This window comes from Eubacterium sp. ER2, from assembly GCF_000765215.1.
Lineage (GTDB): Bacteria > Bacillota > Clostridia > Lachnospirales > Lachnospiraceae > Claveliimonas > Claveliimonas intestinigallinarum.
The window spans coordinates 36,397-55,268 of record NZ_JPJE01000034.1 but is presented as its reverse complement, the minus strand read 5'-3'; the positions used below and the strand labels follow the sequence as shown (position 1 = coordinate 55,268).

The 18,872-nt window shown below is 54.0% G+C and carries 15 protein-coding genes; 11 read left to right on the top strand and 4 right to left on the bottom strand.

Features of this window, described 5'->3' with window-relative positions:
* The first annotated feature begins 475 nt into the window (after nt 1-475).
* Both NI21_RS0112625 and NI21_RS0112620 read left to right on the top strand, forming a co-directional pair.
* Nucleotides 476-1,816 carry a MurT ligase domain-containing protein gene (locus NI21_RS0112625; RefSeq protein ID WP_033126557.1) on the top strand — a complete coding sequence of 447 codons (1,341 nt, stop codon included), beginning with the start codon at nt 476-478 and terminating at the stop codon, nt 1,814-1,816.
* Between the two features lie 15 nt (nt 1,817-1,831).
* Nucleotides 1,832-2,575, top strand: coding sequence for a type 1 glutamine amidotransferase (locus NI21_RS0112620; protein WP_033126556.1), 744 nt, complete (start codon nt 1,832-1,834; stop codon nt 2,573-2,575).
* 23 nt (nt 2,576-2,598) lie between these two features.
* Here NI21_RS0112620 and NI21_RS0112615 read toward each other — a convergent pair whose 3' ends face one another.
* Complete coding sequence (locus tag NI21_RS0112615; protein WP_033126555.1) at nt 2,599-2,955, bottom strand: helix-turn-helix domain-containing protein; 357 nt, start codon at nt 2,953-2,955, stop codon at nt 2,599-2,601.
* Between the two features lie 205 nt (nt 2,956-3,160).
* Here NI21_RS0112615 and NI21_RS0112610 point away from each other — a divergent pair, with 205 nt between their 5' ends.
* From NI21_RS0112610 to NI21_RS0112600, 3 genes are all read left to right on the top strand, one after another.
* Nucleotides 3,161-3,622, top strand: coding sequence for a hypothetical protein (locus tag NI21_RS0112610; RefSeq protein WP_033126554.1), 462 nt, complete (start codon nt 3,161-3,163; stop codon nt 3,620-3,622).
* A 174-nt stretch (nt 3,623-3,796) separates the two neighbouring features.
* A complete protein-coding gene (ispG, locus tag NI21_RS0112605; RefSeq protein ID WP_033126553.1) occupies nt 3,797-4,852 on the top strand; it encodes a flavodoxin-dependent (E)-4-hydroxy-3-methylbut-2-enyl-diphosphate synthase in 1,056 nt (351 codons plus the stop codon).
* Nucleotides 4,845-9,485 (top strand): PolC-type DNA polymerase III, encoded by a 4,641-nt coding sequence (locus tag NI21_RS0112600; RefSeq protein ID WP_033126552.1) that lies wholly within the window; start codon nt 4,845-4,847, stop codon nt 9,483-9,485. Before ispG ends, NI21_RS0112600 begins: the two co-directional genes overlap by 8 nt.
* A 91-nt stretch (nt 9,486-9,576) precedes the next feature.
* Here the strand turns inward: NI21_RS0112600 and NI21_RS0112595 are convergent, their stop codons facing one another.
* Entirely contained in the window at nt 9,577-9,894 is a 318-nt protein-coding gene (locus NI21_RS0112595) for a hypothetical protein (protein ID WP_147581196.1), read from the bottom strand.
* Nucleotides 9,895-10,027: 133 nt separating this feature from the next.
* Here NI21_RS0112595 and NI21_RS0112590 point away from each other — a divergent pair, with 133 nt between their 5' ends.
* Together NI21_RS0112590 and NI21_RS0112585 are read left to right on the top strand one after the other, a co-directional pair.
* Nucleotides 10,028-10,699: an MBL fold metallo-hydrolase gene (locus tag NI21_RS0112590; RefSeq protein ID WP_033126550.1), complete on the top strand. Its 672-nt coding sequence runs from the start codon at nt 10,028-10,030 to the stop codon at nt 10,697-10,699.
* 26 nt (nt 10,700-10,725) lie between these two features.
* Nucleotides 10,726-11,358 carry a Type 1 glutamine amidotransferase-like domain-containing protein gene (locus NI21_RS0112585; RefSeq protein ID WP_033126549.1) on the top strand — a complete coding sequence of 211 codons (633 nt, stop codon included), beginning with the start codon at nt 10,726-10,728 and terminating at the stop codon, nt 11,356-11,358.
* A gap of 209 nt (nt 11,359-11,567) precedes the next feature.
* Here NI21_RS0112585 and NI21_RS0112580 read toward each other — a convergent pair whose 3' ends face one another.
* The gene (locus tag NI21_RS0112580; protein WP_033126548.1) at nt 11,568-13,298 is read right to left on the bottom strand and encodes an ABC transporter ATP-binding protein; all 1,731 of its coding nucleotides are present in this window, start codon (nt 13,296-13,298) and stop codon (nt 11,568-11,570) included.
* Nucleotides 13,299-13,387: 89 nt separating this feature from the next.
* Nucleotides 13,388-14,038 (bottom strand): TetR/AcrR family transcriptional regulator, encoded by a 651-nt coding sequence (locus NI21_RS0112575; protein WP_033126547.1) that lies wholly within the window; start codon nt 14,036-14,038, stop codon nt 13,388-13,390.
* 112 nt (nt 14,039-14,150) lie between these two features.
* Here NI21_RS0112575 and NI21_RS17185 point away from each other — a divergent pair, with 112 nt between their 5' ends.
* The 4 genes from NI21_RS17185 (at nt 14,151) to NI21_RS0112555 (ending at nt 18,840) form a co-directional block, all read left to right on the top strand.
* On the top strand, nt 14,151-14,282 hold the full coding sequence (locus NI21_RS17185) for a hypothetical protein (protein ID WP_255349850.1): 132 nt from the start codon (nt 14,151-14,153) through the stop codon (nt 14,280-14,282).
* 190 nt (nt 14,283-14,472) lie between these two features.
* Nucleotides 14,473-15,312, top strand: a complete 840-nt coding sequence (licT, locus tag NI21_RS0112565) for a BglG family transcription antiterminator LicT (protein WP_033126545.1) — start codon at nt 14,473-14,475, stop codon at nt 15,310-15,312.
* Nucleotides 15,313-15,453: 141 nt separating this feature from the next.
* Complete coding sequence (locus tag NI21_RS0112560; protein ID WP_033126544.1) at nt 15,454-17,355, top strand: beta-glucoside-specific PTS transporter subunit IIABC; 1,902 nt, start codon at nt 15,454-15,456, stop codon at nt 17,353-17,355.
* A 24-nt stretch (nt 17,356-17,379) separates the two neighbouring features.
* Complete coding sequence (locus NI21_RS0112555) at nt 17,380-18,840, top strand: glycoside hydrolase family 1 protein (protein ID WP_033126543.1); 1,461 nt, start codon at nt 17,380-17,382, stop codon at nt 18,838-18,840.
* The last annotated feature ends 32 nt before the right edge of the window (nt 18,841-18,872 follow it).

The window sequence follows — 18,872 nt, the reverse complement described above, 5'->3', positions numbered from 1 at the left end:
CTGGCGCTTGGAAGCCCGGAGCTGTTTTTCCGTTTTAAAGGATTCTATTGTATGAAAAAAAGGTTTATTTGCTCTCCGGTTGTTCCTGGCAGTTCAACCAGAAAGCGTGCGTACCTGGGACGCCTATCGTTAAAAAAATATCTATCTGTTTATGTCTGTATCATAACACGGGAGGGCAGAATAGTAAATATAAATTAGACACAAAGTTTTGGGAAAAAACAGAAGAAATTTGTGAAAAACATAACAAATAAATGTGGGCTGGACATGGCAGGATCCGACATGGCGGTTGACTTGTGGCAGGCCAGAAGGTAAAATAGTACAAAGATGCCAGGGGCAAAAGGTCTAAGCCCACATGAGCTTGCTCATAGTGGGTAGGATTGTGAGAGTGCACAGCATGGAACAATCCGTAGGCATCGTAGTTGAGGTTTTTGCCTCAATATCATACAAAGAATAAATCAGAAAAAAGGATAAACATATGAAGCTACGAAGAATGGCAGCAGTCTGGGCGGCAAAGGCGGCGCAGGCGGCGAGCGTACACATTTTCCACAGGCAGGGCGTGACCTGGGCCGGAAAGATCGCCCTTCGCGTCTGCCCGGATATACTGAGAGAGCTGGCCTCCCAGGTGAGAGGGGATATCTTTATCGTCTGCGGCACCAATGGGAAGACGACTACCAACAACATGCTCTGCGCGGCTCTGGAGGCAGAGGGAAAGAAGGTGGTCTGCAATCACACCGGCTCAAACATGCTGAACGGCGTGGCAGCGGCTTTCGTGCTGGCGGCCGGATGGTCCGGCAGGCTGGATGCGGACTGCGCCTGCATTGAGATAGACGAGGCGTCCACAAGGAGAGTCTTTCCTTACTTTAAGCCTGACTACATGGTTCTGACCAATCTGTTCCGGGACCAGCTGGACCGGTACGGGGAGATCGACATCACCATGAACATTCTAAAGGAAGTGATGCAGAGCGCCCCGGAGATGAAGGTCATCGTGAACGGGGATGACGCTCTGAGCGCCTTCCTCGCCATGGACGCGGGAAATCCATATATCACTTACGGGATCAACGAGAAGGTGACGGATGACAGCGGTACCCACGAGATCAGGGAGGGACGCTTCTGCAAGAAGTGCGGCGCTCCTCTCCATTATGAGTTTTATCACTACAGCCAGCTTGGGGTCTACCAGTGTACACAGTGTGATTTCAGGCGGCCGGATATCCAGTACAACGCTTCTGATATTGAGGTGGGAGATCACCTCGCCTTCACTGTGGAGGGAAGAAGGATCACGGCCAATTACCGGGGATTCTACAATGTCTACAACATTCTGGCAGCCTACACGGCGGCCCGGGCGTCGGGACTGGAGCTTCCCCATTTCAATGACATGCTGGCGGCCTTTAATCCGGAGAACGGCAGGATGGAGCGGTTCCGGGTGAAGGGGACGGACATTACTCTGAACCTGGCAAAGAACCCGGCGGGCTTTAACCAGAATATTTCCGCGGTCATGCAGGATGAGACCCTAAAGGATGTCATTATTGTCATCAACGACAACGCCCAGGACGGCATCGATGTGTCCTGGCTGTGGGATGTGGATTTCGACAGGTTTAAGGAGGCGAATGTGAACTCCATCACAGTCAGCGGCATCCGGTGTCAGGATATGCGGCTGCGGCTCAAGTATGTGGACATCCCCTCCATGCTGGAGGCGGACGTGGAGAAGGCCATCTGCGAGCGTGTCGAGAAGGGCTGCGGCAACCTGTATGTGCTTGTGAACTACACCGCTCTTTTCAGCACCAGAAATGTGCTGAAAAGGCTTGAGGAACAGAAGTAAGGAGGGACGGGCAGTATGGAGAACAGGGAGACAAAAGAGACAAGAAAGATAACCATCGGCCACCTCTACCCGGATCTTCTCAATCTGTACGGAGACAGGGGAAACATTGCCTGCCTGATGCAGCGCTGTATCTGGAGAGGGATCGAGGCGGAGACGATCGAGTTCGAACTGAACGATGAGATTGATTTCTCAAAGCTGGATATCGTGCTCCTTGGCGGAGGCTCCGACAGGGAGCAGATGATCGTCTGCCGGAAGCTGAAGGACATCCAGCAGGATTTCAAGAGCTATGTGGAGGACAACGGAGTGGTCATCGCCGTGTGCGGCGGCTACCAGCTTCTTGGAAAATACTACCGCACCGAGGAGGGCATGATCGAGGGACTGGATCTGGTGGACCTGTACACGGAACAGGGAGAGGGGCGGCTTATCGGCAATATCGTCCTCAAAAGCGACCTCTTTGAGACACCGGTGGTGGGATTTGAAAATCACGGCGGCCGGACGTTTATCGGAGAGAACACCCCCTTCGGGAAGGTGCTCCACGGATATGGAAATGAGGAGAACAGCGGATGCGAGGGCGTGGTCTACAAAAACGTCATCGGCACCTATCTGCACGGCCCTCTTCTTCCGAAAAATCCCCAGGTCTGCGACTGGCTCATCGCCAGGGCCCTGGAGAGAAAATACGGTTCCGGAGAGCTTGTGCCCCTGGACGACAGCCAGGAGCTGGAGGCAAACAGGTATATTTATGAGCGTTTTGTGAAATAAATACAGGCGTCAGGAACTTTCCCCTATGGGCGTTCCTGCGCCTGCTTTTCATCTCTGAGCTTTAGAAGCTCGAGGTAGTCAAGAGCGCTTTCTTTTGATTTTACAGTGAGCTGGGAGTAGAGGCGGAAAAACTTCTCGTCTATGATGCGCTCATGCTGGGACAGGGAGACAGGAGTCAGTGTCTCGTCCCCGTCGATGAGATAGTCCACAGAGACGCCGAAGATGTCGGCTATGTCAGCCAGCTTCTCATGGGAGGGCTGACGGCTTTTGGTCTCATAGCCTGCGATGGTGGTGCGGGCAAGGTTCATGCGCCGGCCAAGCTCCTTCTGGGTCATATTGTGCTCTGCACGCAGTGTTTTCAGTCTCTGTGCAAATGACATGACTCTCTCCTCCTTTGTATTGATACCATATTTTACCAGTTTGCCGGCGCTGACGGTCGTGAAGTGCCGATACTCAACAAAATGTTGCGAAAAATGACGCGGTGTGACGCGGGGGATATGTCGTTGACACTGTCCCCAAAACCACCTATAATTTATTAAGAAGGAAAAAGTCTCCCTCTGGGAGACATATGAGAGGACGATATCTATGCTGATCGCAAAAAATAATGAAGCTGAAAGAAGTAAACTCTGGAGGATCGTGATCACGGTCAGTTCCATTCTGATCGTGGTCATCGCGGTATTCTTCCTTGTCCGCATGTTCACGTCCAATCCCCTGGAGGGCAACTGGGTGAGCGAGGGCAGTGAGCTTGCGCTGGATATAGAGAACAATGAGAGGATGACGGTCACGCTGCCGGATGTGGTGGAAGAACAGACAGTTGAGGTGGAGCTCCAGTACAGCCTTGACAGGGACGAAAAGACCATCACCTTTAAAGAAATCCCGGGCGCACTGGCCAGCCAGGCTGAGAGCTCCGGGGGGCAGTACACGGAAGAGAACCTGCGCACGGCCCTCACGAATCTCACCACCACCTTTTCCTACAGCGTGGATCAGGGTCAGCTGACCCTCACGGAGAGAGAGTACGGAGAGCAGATGGTATTTGTGCGGCAGTAGGCAGCACAGGCGCAGACAGACACAGGGTTCCTCTTTGACGGTCCGGGGCTGAGCCGGGGGCGAAGGAGAGGGCCCCTTTTTATTCTGCGGGTAAGCGGAGGCGGGAAGCCCCGCCCTGTTCTGATGAGAAGAGCTACATTTGAAAAGCAGTATTTGTAAAGAAGGAGAACGGTTATGACACGAAATGAGACAAAACAGATCAGAATAGGCGATGTGTGGATCGGCGGCGGCCACCCCATTGCCATCCAGTCCATGACCAACACGAAGACAGAGGATGTGGAGGCTACAGTGGCCCAGATCCTCCGCCTGGAGAAGGCGGGGTGCGAGATCATCCGCTGCGCCGTGCCCACTCAGGAGGCGGCCCTGGCGCTTGGGGAGATCAAGAAGCATATTCACATTCCCCTTGTGGCGGACATTCACTTTGACTACAGGCTGGCCATCGCAGCCATTGAAAATGGGGCAGATAAGATCCGCATCAACCCCGGCAATATCGGCTCAGAGGATCGGGTCCGGATGGTGGTGGAGAAGGCGAAGGAGAGAGAGATCCCCATCCGGGTGGGTGTCAACAGCGGCTCCCTGGAGAAGGAGCTGGTGGAAAAATACGGCGGCGTCACGGCTGAGGGCATTGTGGAGAGCGCCCTGGACAAGGTACATATGATCGAGGGGATGGGCTACGACAACCTGGTGGTCAGCATCAAGTCCTCGGATGTGCTGATGTGCGTGAAGGCCCATGAGCTGATCGCCAGGGAGTGTCCTTATCCGCTCCACGTGGGCATTACGGAGTCGGGCACTCTTATGTCCGGAAACATCAAGTCCTCCATCGGCCTTGCGCTCATCCTGAGTCAGGGTATCGGGGACACTATCCGGGTCTCCCTGACAGGGGATCCTGTGGAGGAGATTAAGAGCGCCAGGCTCATCCTCCGGACGCTTGGCCTCAGAAAGGGAGGCATTGAGGTTGTCTCCTGCCCCACCTGCGGAAGGACGAAGATCGACCTCATCGGCCTTGCCAATAAGGTGGAGCAGATGGTGGCTGACATTCCCCTCGACATCAAGGTGGCGGTCATGGGCTGCGTGGTCAACGGCCCAGGCGAGGCGAAGGAGGCCGATATCGGCATTGCCGGCGGCATCGGAGAAGGCCTGCTCATCAAAAAGGGTGAGATTGTCAAAAAGGTAAAGGAAGAAGAACTGCTGGACACACTGAGATGGGAGCTTGAACACTGGAATGAGTAAACTGTTTTTTGAAGTGTTTCCGACTTTAAAGGTAAATGAAGAAATGAAAATGCTCCTTGGGGAGGTGGAGGTGACAAAGGTGGCCTCCAACTCCGCAAGGGATTTTATACGCGTGCACATTTTCAGCCGGCATCTGATCAAGAAGAGGCGGATCTACGAGCTGGAGAGGATGATCAAGGAGCAGCTTTTCGGCAGAGTGCCCGTCCGCATCGAGGTGTGGGAGGACTATCAGCTCTCCGCCCAGTACACGCCGGAAAATCTGATGCGGGAGTACTACGACAGCCTTCTCCTGGAGGCGGAGCAAAAAAGCGTGGTGGAGCGGAACATGCTTCAGACATCCCGCTATTCATTTGAGGACGGCAACATTATGTGCCTGACTCTCCAGGATACGGTGGTAGCGCAGGGGAAAAAAGACTCTGTAGTGGAGCTTCTGACCTCTGTGTTCAACGACCGGTTCCACGTGCCTGTGGAGGTGCGGGTGGTCTACGAGAAGCCCAAAGAGAGCAGCCTGAAGTACAATGACCTGAAGCTGCGGCAGGAAGTGGACGCCATTGTGGAGAGAAACCAGGCCCTCAGGAAGGAGCGGCTTCTGCGGGAAAAATCCGCGGAGGAGGACGCCGCCTTTGGAGAGGAGACGGCGGGCGCTCCTGACTCCCTGAAAAAGACAGGAGAGGGATCCGGAGAGAGGGTTGCCTCCAAAGCCGGCTCAAAGGGCAGCGCAAAAGGCGGCTCAAACGGCGGTCTTAAGAGAGATGCAAAGGGCGGCTTCACGGGAGGTGGCTCCCGGGGCGGTTTCTCCAAGGGAAACGGCGGCTTCCGGAAACGGGAATTTTCTTCCTACCGCAAATCCGACGATCCCAATGTCATTTACGGCCGGGATTTTGACGATGCGGCTATTGAGCTGAAGGAAGTGGTCAGCGAGATGGGAGAGATCACCATCCGGGGCAAGGTCATCAGCTTTGACACGAGAGAGATCCGCAATGAGAAGACCATCATCATGTACGCGGTGACGGATTTCACGGACACCATCATGGTGAAGATGTTTGTCCGCAATGACCAGCTGGCGGACATACTCCAGGACATCAAGATGGGGGCGTTCCTGAAGATCAAGGGAGTCACCACCATCGATAAATTTGACGGTGAGCTGACCATCGGCTCTGTCACAGGCATCCGGAAAATCCCGGACTTTACGGTCACAAGGAAGGACACAGCCCCGGAGAAGCGGGTGGAGCTCCACTGCCACACAAAGATGAGCGACATGGACGGGGTCTCCGAGGTAAAGGATATTGTGAAGAGGGCCCACGACTGGGGACACAAGGCCATCGCCATCACGGATCACGGGGGGGTGCAGGCGTTTACAGACGCCAACCACTACATAGAGACGCTGGATAAGGACGACCCCTTCAAGGTCATCTACGGAGTGGAGGCCTATCTGGTGGACGACCTGTCCGACGTGGCGGTCAACGAGAAGGGACAGGATCTGCAGGGGACCTTTATCGTCTTTGACCTGGAGACGACGGGCTTCAGCCCCATCAAGGACAAGATTATTGAGATCGGGGCCGTGAAGGTGGAGAAGGGGAAAATAACGGAGAGGTTCAGCACCTTTGTAAATCCCCAGATCCCCATTCCCTTTAAGATCACCCAGCTCACCAGCATCACGGACGCCATGGTTTTAGACGCCCCTCCCATTGAGGAGGTGCTGCCCAGATTCCTGGAATTTGTGGGGGACGGCGTGCTGGTGGCCCACAACGCCTCCTTTGATGTCAGCTTTATCGAGCAGAACTGCCGCTATGAGGACATCCAGCCGGATTTTACCTCTGTGGACACAGTGGCCATGGCCAGAGTGCTCCTGCCTACCCTGTCCAGATTCAAGCTGAATATTGTGGCAAAGGCCCTGAACATTTCACTGGAAAATCATCACCGGGCGGTGGACGATGCGGGAGCTACGGCGGAAATCTTTGAAAAATTTGTGGAGATGCTGGCCGAGAGGGACATTTATACCTTGAAGGAGCTGAACCGGTTCGGCGTGAAGAACAATGCGGACGCAGTCCGGAAGATGCCCTCCTACCACGCCATCATCCTGGCCAGGAATGACATTGGAAGGACCAACCTCTACACCCTGATCTCCAAGTCCCACCTGGATTATTTTGCCCGGCATCCAAGGATTCCAAAGAGCGAATTTTCCAGGTACAGGGAGGGACTGATCCTGGGAAGCGCCTGCGAGGCCGGAGAGCTCTACCAGGCCATTCTGGACGACAAGTCCGAGGAGCGGATCGCCCGCATTGTAGACTACTATGATTACCTGGAGATCCAGCCTCTGGGGAACAACGCCTTTATGATCGACAGCGACAGAGTGTCCAAGGTTCACTCGGAGGAGGATTTAAAGGAGATCAACAGGCAGATCATCCGGCTTGGGGAGAAGTTCAACAAGCCCGTGGTGGCAACCTGTGACGTCCATTTCCTGGATCCGGAGGATGAGGTCTACCGCCGGATCATCATGGCCGGGAAGGGCTTTTCAGATGCTGACAACCAGGCTCCTCTCTATCTGCGGTCGACAGACGAGATGCTGGCTGAGTTTGAATACCTGGGATCTGCCAAGGCAAAAGAGGTGGTCATCGACAACCCAAACATGATCGCGGACTGGGTGGAGAAGATTGCTCCTGTCCGTCCGGACAAGTGTCCGCCGGTGATCCCCAACTCGGATCAGATGCTGAGGGACATCTGCTATAACAAGGCCCACGAGATGTACGGGGAGGATCTGCCGGAGGTGGTGACGGAGCGTCTGGAGAGAGAGCTGAACTCCATCATCTCCAACGGCTTTGCCGTGATGTACATTATCGCCCAGAAGCTGGTGTGGAAGTCCAACGAGGACGGCTACCTGGTAGGCTCCCGTGGATCGGTTGGCTCCTCCTTTGTGGCCACCATGGCGGGAATTACGGAGGTCAATCCCCTGAGTCCTCACTATTACTGCCCCAAGTGTCACTATAGCGATTTCACCTCCGATGAGGTGCGCAGGTACGCCGGGGGCTGCGGGATGGACATGCCGGACAAGAAGTGTCCGGTGTGCGGGGAGATGCTCATAAAAGACGGATTTGACATTCCCTTTGAGACTTTCCTCGGATTTAAGGGAAACAAGGAGCCGGATATCGACCTGAACTTCTCCGGAGACTATCAGAGCAATGCCCACAAATACACGGAGGTCATCTTCGGAGACGGTCAGACCTACCGGGCCGGCACCATCGGAACCCTGGCGGACAAGACGGCCTTCGGATTTGTGAAAAATTATTTTGAGGAGCGGGGACAGAGAAAGCGGACCTGCGAGATCGACAGGATCGTCCAGGGCTGTACCGGCATTCGCAGGAGCACCGGCCAGCACCCGGGAGGTATCATTGTCCTGCCCCTGGGGGAGGATATCAATTCCTTTACCCCGGTGCAGCACCCGGCCAATGATATGAGCACGGACATCGTGACCACTCACTTCGACTACCACTCCATTGACCACAACCTGCTGAAGCTGGATATTCTGGGACACGATGATCCCACCATGATCAAGACGCTGGAGGAGTACATCAGCTCTCCTGCTATGGATAATGAGTACAATGAGACGGACAATCGGTTTGATGCCACAAAAATTCCTCTGGACGACCCCGGTGTGATGAGCCTGTTCCAGAGTACCGAGGCTCTGGGTATCAAGCCCTCTGACATCGGGGGCTGCCCGGTGGGCTGTCTGGGTATCCCGGAGTTCGGAACGGACTTTGTTATCCAGATGGTGGTGGACACCAAACCCCAGACCCTCTCAGACCTGATCCGTATCTCCGGTCTGTCCCACGGGACGGACGTGTGGCTGAACAATGCCCAGGATCTGATCCTGAGCGGTCAGGCCACCATTTCCACAGCTATCTGTACCCGAGACGACATCATGACCTACCTCATCAACAAGGGGATGGACAGCGAGGAGTCATTTACCATCATGGAGCGCGTCAGAAAGGGAACCGTGGCAAAGGGGAAATGCAAGGAGTGGCCGGACTTTAAGAAGGATATGACAGAGCACGGTGTGCCGGACTGGTACATCGGCTCCTGCGAGAAGATCAAATACATGTTCCCCAAGGCTCACGCAGCTGCCTATGTCATGATGGCCTACCGGATCGCCTACTGCAAGATCAACTATCCGCTGGCCTACTATGCGGCCTACTTTGGGATCCGTGCGGACGCCTTCTCCTATGAGCTCATGTGCCAGGGAAAGGAGCAGCTGAATTTCTATATCAAGGATTACGAGAGACGGAAGGACTCTTTGAGCAAGAAGGAGCAGGATACCCTGAAGGACATGCGCATTGTACAGGAGATGTACGCCAGGGGCTTTGAGTTTGTCCCCATTGACATTTACAAGGCAAAGGCCTCCCGTTTCCAGATCGTGGACGGCAAGCTGATGCCGCCCCTTTCCAGTATCGAAGGAATGGGTGACAAGGCTGCCGAGGCCGTGGAGGCTGCCTCTGAGCAGGGCCCATACCTGAGCAGAGACGATTTCCGCCAGAGGACCAAGGTCAGCAAGACAGTCATTGACCTGATGAATGACCTGGGACTTTTCGGGGATCTGCCGGAGAGCAATCAGCTCTCTCTGTTTGATACATGGTAGAATAAATAAAAATATAAATAACAACACAGTAAATAAAACACAGGGTATTTGGAAGTACATTCCAGGTGCCCTGTGTTTTTTAGAACCTTTTTTAGAAATCGGGATTTTTATGGAGTATCCGCAGGCTTCTCACCGTATCCGTGTCCACCTCCAGTTCCCCGGCAATAGTCTCTACAGATTTGCCCTTTGCCAGCTTCTTCTGGATCACCTCCGCTTTTTGCTCCAGCAGAATATCCCTCAGCACATTGTTTTCAATGCATGTATCCACTGCCGCTGAAACTGCCTCCCTGAGGGGGAGCGGCCGCTTCAGGTTCTCCCGGACTGTGTTCACGAAGACAGCGTACTCCTTCAGACGGCGGCACTTCTCCATCAGGGCCCTGTTGTGCCCGTAGTTAATGTTCAGCATCACGGTCTCGCACTCCAGGGCAGGCCGCTGGAAAATAAAGCGGGCACATTGGTGAATTTGTGGACAGCTGTTTGAGCGGAATGTTACAATATAAGCAGGATTAGGTATAGAAAGAGCAGTAAAAGGAGGGTTGCCCATGACAAATGTAAAGCTGTTTATGGAAAATTTTTATATACTGGATGACGGACGGGTGCGGCAGTTCCTGATCACAGGGGAGGAGGCACTTCTGATCGACACAGGATTTGCGGACGGCCAGGTGCACCAGGCAGTCAGAAGGCTTACAAGCCTGCCGGTGAGAGTCGTCCTGACTCACGGGGATGTGGACCATGCAGGAGGGCTGAAGGATTTTGGAGAAGGATTTCTCCACAGGGCGGACTGGCATCTGGTAAAAGACAGGGTGTCCCTGAAGCCTCTGGAGGAGGGGGATGTCTTTCTGTGCGGCGGCTACTGCCTGGAGGTGGTCGAGATACCGGGCCATACATACGGGAGCGTGGCGCTTCTGGACCGGGAGAGAAAGCTGCTTCTGCCCGGCGACTCTGTACAGAAGGGCGGGCCGATTTTCATGTTTGGGGATCATCGCAGTCTGGACCTGTACATAGAGAGCCAGAAAAAGCTGTGCGCCCTGGCAGACCAGGTGGAGACGATTATCCCCTGCCATCACCCGTATCCGGTTGAACCCGAATATATCAGGAGAAACCTGGAGGACGCCGTGGAGCTGAAAAAGGGCACACTGAAGGGGACGAAGCATCCCTCCCTTCCCTGCCTGTCATATCGGGGAAAATGGACGGAGTTTTATTACGACAAATAGAAGAATGTAAGGAGCACAGGGAGAATATGAAGAAGATTTTACTGGTCTCCATGATGCATCGGGTCTTGGAGACTTTAAAGAGAGAGGAGCCTGACCTTGGGGGAAAAACGGTGTCGTACATCCCCACGGCGATTATAGGGGAAGCGGACGGCGATGCGGCCATCGTAAACGGAATGATAAAGGAAGAGACGGAAATGCTGGAAAGCCTGGGACTTAAGGTGGACGTGCTGGATGTCTCCGCTGCCTCCCGGGAAAAGATTTTCCACAGTCTGACAGAGAATGACCTGATCTTTGTGGGTGGGGGCAATACCTTTTTCCTGCTGCAGGAGCTGAAAAGGAGCGGAGCGGACAGACTGCTGATCCGGGAGGTGGAGCAGGGCAAGCTGTACATAGGCGAGTCGGCGGGTGCTGTCGTGGCCTGCCCGGACATCGGATACTGTGATCTTATGGACGCCCCGGAGAAGGCCCCGGAGCTTGAAACCTATTCCGCCCTCGGACTGGTGGATTTCTATGTGGTTCCCCACCTGGACAACGAAGAGATGGGGGAGGGGGCACGGAAGATCATTGAGACATATGGAGACAAGCTGGATTTGAAGGTCATTACGGATGAGCAGGCCATACTTGTGGAAGGGGATAAGGCTGAGATCTTAGATATGTAATCTTAAGCAGAAAGAAAAATCTGACGGAGGTCTGTATGAAGAGTGTGTTGTGTGAGAAATTAAAATTCTGACTTTATCCGGTTGCTATCCTGTTTACAGACGAGAAGCCGGCGGGGGCAGTGGACGGATGCAGGGCGACGGGAACAAAGTTCCAGGCGCCCTGTCCTGTCTTGCTGCGGCCCTGGGGTGAGATCCTGGGCCGCTTGTTTCTAAGCCGGCCTGCGGTTCCAGCCCTGGCTCTGCTCCCTGGCGCTTACAAGGTCCCGGTAGGGACCGCCTTCCTCCATGAGCAGGTCGTGGGTGCCCCGCTGGGCGATGCGGCCATCCCGGATGACCAGTATCTGGTCTGCGTCCCGGATGGTGTGGAGCCGGTGGGCGATGACCAGCAGGGTCTTGCCCCGGCACAGTTCACTGATGGCCTCCTGGATGTACTGTTCATTGTCCGCGTCCACGCTGGCTGTGGCCTCGTCCAGGACGATGACAGGGGCGTCCTTTAAGATGGCCCGGGCCAGGCAGATCCGCTGACGCTCCCCGCCGGAGAGCTGCTTTCCGCCGTCCCCAGCCATGGTGTGGATGCCCTCCGGCAGCCGGTCCAGGAATTCCATGCACTGGGCCTTCCTGGCGGCCTCCATGACCTCCTCGTCGGTGGCGGTCAGGCGGCCTGCGCGAATGTTTTCCAGAAGGCTGGTGTTAAAGAGGAACTGCTCCTGGGATACGTAGGAAATCTGGTCGTTCAGAGCCTGAAGGCTCATGTCCCGCAGGTCCTGGCCGCCCAAACGGATTGCCCCGCCGGTCACGTCGTAGTAGTGGACCAGGAGCTTTGCCAGGGTGGATTTCCCGGAGCCGGACTCCCCAACCAGGGCGGTCAGGCTTCCCTCCGGCACAGTCAGGGAGATGCCGTGGAGCACCTCCTCTCTGTAGGCGAAATGTACCCTGTCAAAGGTGACTGTGTGGTCCCTGCCGGAGAAGGGAGCCTCTGTCTGGGCGAGGGGCAGGGCGCTCATGAGCTGCTCCAGGGCATGGATCTTGTAGCTCACCTGGGGCATGGCGGCCAGGAAGGAGAGGGCCCTGAGAAGAGGGGCGCCTGTGCCGAAGGACATGCAGAGCACCAGGGCCAGGTCCGGCAGGGTGGAGTAGTCTTTCAGGACAAGGAAGGCACCCACAGGAAGGGTGAAGAGGGCCACGCAGGGAAGGATGCTGTTGTACAGCGCCATCCAGGGCCAGCACACCTTGTACCAGGCCAGGGTGAAATCCCGGTAGCCCCGGACATCCTGCTCAAAGCGCCGGTAGGAGTCCCCGTCCCGGTTGAAGACCTTCACCACCTCCATGCCGTTGATGTACTCCACAATGGTGTTGTTCATCTTCCGGGCTGAGGCGTAGTAGTCCCCCACCTTGCTGGTGCCCGCCTGGTACATGGCGCCCATGGCGGCCAGCCCCAGGGGGAGGGAGCAAAGGGACAGCAGGGCCAGCTTCCAGTCTACGAAGAACATGGCGATGAACACAAAGAACGGCACAGCCACATTGGCCAGCCCCTCGGGCAGGGCGTGGGCCAGCAGGAGCTCGATGGAGTCAATGTCGTCAGTGAACATTTTTTTCAGCGTGCCTGTGCCCTTCTCCTTTATGACTCCCAGGGGCTGCTTTTCCAGGCGGCCCTGCAGGGAGACCCGGAGATTGCGCAGCGTGCTGTAGGCAGCCCGGTGGGAGAGGGACAGGCCCTTCACGTAGAGCAGAGCGTAGAGCACCCCGCACAGGGCGATGGCCGCCGCCCACAGAAGGGACTGACCGGGATTTGCCAGCTCCCCGGTGAGAGGCGGGGCGATGAGCCGGTAGATGGAGAAATAGGGGAGTACGCTCATGAGCACGCCCAGCAGCATGACTGCTATGGACGCATAGGTGGTCCGGCGGTATTCCCCGGCATATTCCAGAACCTTTTTAAACATGTCTTAAACCTCCTTTTTTTGGTTAGGAAAAACTAACTTACGAGAGAAAAGAAAGCCCTCCCCGAAGAGAGGGGCTGTGAGGGGCGTGTCTAGGGGGAGAGGCTGCTTTCCTGTCCCGGCTCTGTCGTCCGGAAGCCAAGGGCCTGGTGCCAGTTGAACAGCCTGCACACGATGTGACAGTGCGCCTCGATCTGCTCCCATGTAAAATGGTGGATAAAGGGCTCATAGATGGTAGTCCAGAATGCGGACAGGAGGATGTGGAGCTCATCCGGATTCACATCCTTCCTGCAGAGCCCCCTCCTTTTCGCCTCCTCCAGGAAGGCGCTGGTGGCTTTTGTGAGGAGGGCCACCCAGTCGTGGGCAAAGCGGGAGTACCTGGTCCCCTCCGAGCAGGCAAGGAGCAGGTAGAAATCATCGTGCCTGTCGTAGAGGTATCGGAACCACCACATCATGTCGGAGTGGTCCATGTCCCACGCTTTGATCAGCTCTTCGTCGGACATGAGGGAAAGCTCTCTGTCCCCCCGCTGAGACGCCACAGAGTACAGCTCCTCCACGGTCTGCCGTACAGTGGCGCTGAACAGGTCCTCCTTGCCCTTGTAGCGCTTGTAGAGGGCACCGGTGGTGACACCTGCGCCCTCGCAGATGGATTTCAGGGACGCCTTCTCAAAACCCTTCTCCAGGAATTCTTTCCGGGCGCTCTCGATAATGCGCGGGTCAATGGAATGGTCGGGTACTGCCATGGTCGTGCCTCCTTACTTTGCATGGAAAGCAACTGATAATTTGATTACCGATAATCTGATTATCAATATAACAGAGAGAGAGGCAAATGTCAAGGAGAATGTGACGTACAATATGTTTGAGATAGAAATGCGAAGTCCGAAAAGGGAATGGCGGTCAGGGTTTCAGAAGGAGGCCGTTTCCGGCTCCGAGGCAGAGGGAATGATTTTGGAAATATTGCATAAAAAGAAGAGCGGGAAGTTGTGATATATGATGAAAAGAAAAATAGCTATAGACAAATGGACCGAGAGCTGTTAATATATACAGGTAAATTAAGTTTGTTATTACGTAATGGTAAGCAAGACTGTTTATAATACTGACTGGGATAAATAGTATTATAGGCAGTTTTTTTTATGGCAGAGCCGTTTTGGATGCTTGCCGGAGGGGGCAGGAACAGGTGAAGATCGTCAGAGTTCTGAATACAAATGCAGTTGTATCGCTGGACCTGTGCGGCCGGGAAATCATCATTACCGGCGCCGGCATCGGGTTTAAAAAGAAAAAGGGTGAAGAGCTGGACAAGTCCCGCGTGGAGAAGATTTATTGTCTGAAGAGTGCGGAGGATAATTACAGGCTCCAGCAGGTGGTGAGAGAAATCTCGGAGAAATATCTGGAGATTGCCGGCAAGGTAGTCAATGCTTCTAGAGAAGCAGGACTGAAGGTGAGAGATACCCTCTATGTGACATTGACTGATCACATCAATTCCGCTGTGGAGAGATACCAGAGCGGAATCAGCCTTAAGAATCTGATGCGACACGAAATTCGAAAATTTTATCCACAGGAATACAGGGTGGCCAAGGAGGCCATTGAGTGGATACGGAAGATGACAGATATTGATCTGGGAGAAGACGAGGCGGGATTTATCGCCATGCACATTATATCCTCAGAGCTTGAGAGCAGCGAGGTTTCAGATGTGCAGAAGATGACAGAGCTAATTAATGCCATTATCAAGATTGTAAAAATACATTTCAGGATTGAATTTGACGAGGATTCTGTGTCCTATCAGAGGTTTCTGACGCATTTAAAATTTTTCTCAGCCAGAGTCCTGGACGGTGAGGTCTATCAAGACAGCATGGGGGAGATATACCAGGCAATGGTGGCACAAAACGGGCATGCCTATACGGGGGTGGAAAAGGTGGCCCGGTTCATTGAAAAGCAGTACGGATACCGGATCAGCATAGATGAGGAGCTGTATCTGCTGATTCATATAAAGAGAATACTGGACGAACAGCATCGCTAGTTCGCAGGTTTGTTATTATTCAGTTAAGCAAGACCTGGCCCTGAAGGGTACATTTCCCGGGAAAATGTGCTCTTTAAGGCTAGGTCTTTCTTTTTCCGGATACTTCCGGGATACATATATTAATTCTAATGAGGTGAAGATATGGATTACGCAAATGTTGCAAAGAAAATCCTGCAGCGTGTAGGAGGAAAAGAAAATGTGATCAGCCTTGTACATTGTATGACCAGGCTAAGATTCACGCTGAAAGACGAGTCCATTGTGGACGACGAGGCAGTGAAAAAGACAAAAGGTGTTATGGGAGTGATGAAGAAGGCAGGACAGTACCAGATCATCATAGGAAATGACGTGGCCAATGTCTTTGCAGAGCTGAATAAGCTTGGCAACTTCTCAAACGAGGCTCCGAAGAAAGCACCACAGAAGCAGGAAAAGAAGGGAATCGTCTCTATGCTGATGGATACGATTTCCGGCATTATGGCGCCGGTCATTCCAGCAATCATCGGCGCAGCCATGATCAAGGTGCTTTTGACGCTACTGCCCATGATAGGTGTGCTTGATACAGAAGGGAATACCTATAACCTGTTAAGCGTTATGGGAGACGGAGCTTTTTTCTTTATGCCTGTTTTGATTGCCATTTCTGCATCAAAGAAATTCGGGACAAATATGTACTATGCGGCCAGCATTGCGCTTATCATGCTCCATCCCAATTTTATTTCTCTGATGAGCAATGCAAATGAGGCAGGGGAGGTGGTAAAATTCCTCGGCTTTATTCCGGTTACCTATGCTTCCTATTCCTACTCGGTCATCCCGATCATCCTGGCAGTATGGTCCCTAAAGTATGTGGAGAAGCTGGCAGATAAGATTACGCCCGTGGTGACCAAGAACTTCCTGCGCCCCATGCTGGTGGTGCTGATCGAGGCACCGATCGCCCTGATCGTACTGGGACCTCTGGGGGCAATCCTGGGCAATGTCCTGTCAGATATCGTATACTTTATCCATGACCAGCTCGGCTTTATCGCCATCGGATTGGTGGCCGGTATTTATCCGTTTGTTGTCATGGCCGGCATGCACCACGCATTTACCCCGATAAAGCTCGGTATGATCGCAACAACCGGATATGAGAACTTTATCTGTATCGGTGAGCTATGCTCCAACATGGCGCAGGGTGCTGCTTCTCTCGCCGTATCTGTAAAGAGCAAAAACAAAGACTTCAAACAGGTTGCCGGCTCCTCCGCGTTTTCCGCACTTGTGGCAGGTATTACAGAGCCCGCTCTCTACGGTGTGACACTGAGACTGAAAAGGCCAATGCTGGGGGCCTGCATCGGAGCTGTCGCAGGCGGACTCTTCGGCGGTTTTTTCCAGATGAAGTGCTTTGGCATCGCGACACCGGCAATCGTGACGATCGTCCAGTATGTGGAGGAGGACAGAGCAGCCAGCCTTCTGATAGCGGCCCTTACCATTGTCATAACAGTCATTGTGGCATTTATCGCCACTATGCTGATCGGCTTTGAAGATATTGTGGACGAGGATGACGAGGATGAGGCTATCCTGGCAGAAGAGGCCCAGCCTGCAGCCGCTCCCCTTCCAGAGGGAAAAGAAATCCGTATCCTGAGCCCTATCCAGGGAGAGTGCATTCCGCTGGAGCAGGTGAAGGACGCTACATTTTCACAGGGAATCCTGGGAAAAGGAGCCGCTGTCATCCCGGAGAAGGGCGAAGTGGCATCCCCCTTTGACGGGAAGATAGATATGATGTTTGAGACCGGACATGCGGTCGGGATGACCAGCAGTGACGGTGTGGAATTGCTGATACATGTAGGCATGGACACGGTAAATCTGGAGGGAAAATATTTCTATCCGAAAAAGGCTTCCGGAGATACAGTCAAGAAGGGAGAAGTTATCCTGGAGTTTGACAAGGATGAGATCGTGAAGGCGGGATATGACATCACGACTCCGGTCATCGTATCCAACACGGATGCATTTGCGGATGTGTCTGCCACCGCCTCCGGGCCGGTGAAGGAGCTTGATGAGATACTGGTAGTACGCTGATTGAAAAGAAAAGGAGGAAGAGACATGGAACAGATGAGAGCATCAGGATTTCCGGAGGGATTTCTCTGGGGGAGTGCTTCTGCCGCCTATCAGATAGAAGGCGGATGGAAGGAAGGCGGAAAAGGGATGACGAACTGGGATGCGTTTGTGCGCATCCCGGGCAAGACCTACAAAGCCACCACAGGAGATGTGGCAGTGGACCACTATCACAGGTACAAAGAAGATATTGCGCTGATGGCAGAGATGGGGCTGAAGACATACCGTTTCTCTGTCTCCTGGGCCAGGATCTTCCCTGAGGGGACCGGGGAAGTCAACGAGGAGGGAATGGCCTTTTACCAGGATATCATTGACGAGTGCCTGAAATACAGCATAGAGCCTATGGTGACCATTTACCACTGGGATCTGCCCCAGGCCCTTGTCGATGAGTATCGGGGGTGGGAGAGCCCCCGCATCATCGATGATTATGTACAGTATGCAAAAACGCTGTTTTCCAGGTTTGACGGAAAGGTGAAGTACTGGATCACTCTGAACGAGCAGAATATATTTACCTCGCTGGGATGGCTGACAGCCCAGCATCCGCCGGGCAAATTTGATGACCAGAAAATGTTCTATCAGGTCAACCATCATGCGTTTATGGCTCATGCAAAGGCAGTGCTGGCCTATCGGCAGATGGGCGGGAAGGGACAGATAGGGGCAAGCTTCGCCTACACACCCTCCTATGCCCTGGACTGCAGGCCTATCAACGCTATGGCAAAAGCCAACTACGATGACCTGAAAAACTACTGGTGGATGGATGTCTATGCATACGGGCGCTATCCTGTTGCGGCGATGACATATCTGAAGAAAAAGGGGATCGCGCCGGACATGGCTGATGGAGATGAGGAGATTCTCAGACAGGCGGCAGCGCAGATCACGTTTATGGGCGTGAACTATTACCAGAGCTGCGTCTGCGAGTACAATCCGATGGACGGGGCCACTCCCTACGGGACTATGAACACGACCGGCGTCAAGGGCTCCGCCCAGGAGCTGGGGATGCCGGGGATTTACAAAAATCCGGCCAACCCGTATCTGCTGACCACAGACTGGGACTGGAGTATCGATCCTTCGGGACTTCAGTTCTGCTGCAGAGAGATTACGAGCCGCTATGCGCTGCCCATAGTCATCTCTGAGAACGGGCTGGGAGCCTTTGACAAGAAGACTGAGGACGGTCAGATACATGACGAGTACAGGATCTGCTATCTGAAGGAGCATATCAAGGCGCTGGGAGAAGCTGTGGAGGAGGGCTGCCAGGTACTGGCCTACTGCACCTGGTCCTTTACCGACCTTCTGAGCTGGCTGAACGGATATCAGAAGCGGTACGGCTTTATCTATGTGGACCGGGAAGAGGAGGAGGGCGGCACGCTGGACCGCTTCAGGAAGGACAGCTTCTACTGGTACAAGAAAGTCATTGAGACAAACGGGAAGGTGCTCTTTGAAGAGGAGTAGAGTGCGGGAGCTTTATTAAGGAGCTGACCTGA

What these genes read in the sequence shown, in the direction of transcription:
- NI21_RS0112615 (WP_033126555.1), bottom strand. Translation starts at nt 2,955, where the DNA reads ATGTCATTTGCACAGAGACTGAAAACACTGCGTGCAGAGCACAATATG.
- NI21_RS0112580 (WP_033126548.1), bottom strand. Translation starts at nt 13,298, where the DNA reads ATGTTTAAAAAGGTTCTGGAATATGCCGGGGAATACCGCCGGACCACC.
- NI21_RS0112625 (WP_033126557.1), top strand. Translation starts at nt 476, where the DNA reads ATGAAGCTACGAAGAATGGCAGCAGTCTGGGCGGCAAAGGCGGCGCAG.
- NI21_RS0112575 (WP_033126547.1), bottom strand. Translation starts at nt 14,038, where the DNA reads ATGGCAGTACCCGACCATTCCATTGACCCGCGCATTATCGAGAGCGCC.
- NI21_RS0112585 (WP_033126549.1), top strand. Translation starts at nt 10,726, where the DNA reads ATGAAGAAGATTTTACTGGTCTCCATGATGCATCGGGTCTTGGAGACT.
- NI21_RS17185 (WP_255349850.1), top strand. Translation starts at nt 14,151, where the DNA reads ATGTTTGAGATAGAAATGCGAAGTCCGAAAAGGGAATGGCGGTCAGGG.
- NI21_RS0112610 (WP_033126554.1), top strand. Translation starts at nt 3,161, where the DNA reads ATGCTGATCGCAAAAAATAATGAAGCTGAAAGAAGTAAACTCTGGAGG.
- NI21_RS0112600 (WP_033126552.1), top strand. Translation starts at nt 4,845, where the DNA reads ATGAGTAAACTGTTTTTTGAAGTGTTTCCGACTTTAAAGGTAAATGAA.
- NI21_RS0112560 (WP_033126544.1), top strand. Translation starts at nt 15,454, where the DNA reads ATGGATTACGCAAATGTTGCAAAGAAAATCCTGCAGCGTGTAGGAGGA.
- ispG (WP_033126553.1), top strand. Translation starts at nt 3,797, where the DNA reads ATGACACGAAATGAGACAAAACAGATCAGAATAGGCGATGTGTGGATC.
- NI21_RS0112555 (WP_033126543.1), top strand. Translation starts at nt 17,380, where the DNA reads ATGGAACAGATGAGAGCATCAGGATTTCCGGAGGGATTTCTCTGGGGG.
- NI21_RS0112620 (WP_033126556.1), top strand. Translation starts at nt 1,832, where the DNA reads ATGGAGAACAGGGAGACAAAAGAGACAAGAAAGATAACCATCGGCCAC.
- NI21_RS0112590 (WP_033126550.1), top strand. Translation starts at nt 10,028, where the DNA reads ATGACAAATGTAAAGCTGTTTATGGAAAATTTTTATATACTGGATGAC.